Genomic DNA, 1,284 nt, shown 5'->3' on the forward strand with positions numbered 1-1,284 from the left:
TGAGGTGGCGTGGACGCGTCGAGTAGCACAGCCTGCCGGTACGCCCGCGAATTACGCTGGGTGAGATCATCCATCCTGTTGGGTGATCTGTAGAGCATTTCCTGTGGGCAACGTCGTTGCACTTCAGAAGTGCTTGCATGCCAGCGGTCGAGAAGAAGATTCGCAGGAGGGGTGCTGTGCAGGACGCGCCGCCAGTCATCACGCTCATCAGTCACCGCAGGGGCGAGGGCGTAACGACGCTGGCCGTGAAACTGGCCGATCAACTGGCCCGGCGCGGCTTCAGGATTCTCGTTGTCAGTGCGGACGCCAAGGCGGATACGGCCGCGGAACTCGGCTACGAGTCGCCCGGGGCCATCGGGCCCTGGACGGCCTATCACGTGGCCGGCGCTGGCTTGGTGTCGCTCGCGGAGCTGCGGTTACCCGAGACTCCGCTGGCTGAGGTTGACGTTGCGTCGCTGCGAGACTCCCTGGCATTGATCCTGCAGTCAGACTTCGACGCCGTCATCGTTGAGGCGGCTGGCCACTACGTACAGGTTGCTGAGCCCGGTGAGGAATGGTTCGCGGAAGCCCTGGACATCGACGGAGAGGAAGGGTCGCGTAGCCGCCCCGAGTGGCAGCGCATCGCCGGCGCCGCCGCCGATCTGGTACTTACCTGCTGGAACCTGAGTTCTGTCGGGCACCTGGAAATGACCCAGGAGGTGGATCCGATCTTTGAAAGGTTGGAAGACCTGTTTCGCGAATACGAAACGGATGATCCAGCCCCCGATGAACAGGAGGATCCCCAGCGACACGACGACTGGTTCCGTGCCCGGTGTGCTCGGGCTGTTGTGTATGCGGTTGGCGAGGCGGAGCGGGAATGCCGTGCCGAGTACGGTGACATGGCCTGGGAGTGGTCCAGTGCCTGGTGGGCCCGCTACCAGGCAGGATTCGAGGACGACTCAGCGGAGTGCGCCCAGGAAGGCGACCTGAATCTGGTCAGGGTCGCCGCCTTCATGCGCCAATGGCACGACGGGGTCGCAGCGCCTTCGCAGGCTGCTGTCTTCATTGAGGGTGAACATAAGGATCAGTTCGAGGGCGCCGAGGGTGCTGACGCTGCGGCGAGCTGGTCGCGGGTCGCCGAGGAACTCGAAGGGCTGTCAGGGACCCGCACGTTCGGCGCGTTTGTTCCTTACCTGGCGCCTGGAAAGTTCTGGCGGCTGAATGCCGACCCAGGGCAGGCTCTTGTCAGCGTTGCCGATGACGCGTTGGAGCTTCTGGCGGCGTCGGGCAAGCCGATTCGGCCGC

Annotated in this window: 1 pseudogene; it reads left to right on the forward strand. The window is 64.1% G+C overall.

Annotation, left to right across the window (positions count from 1 at the left end):
* Positions 1 to 137: 137 nt before the first annotated feature.
* Positions 138 to 1,284: pseudogene (locus DMB66_RS59810) on the forward strand (hypothetical protein); the annotation flags it as partial.

The sequence above is a fragment of the Actinoplanes sp. ATCC 53533 genome, assembly GCF_003947245.1.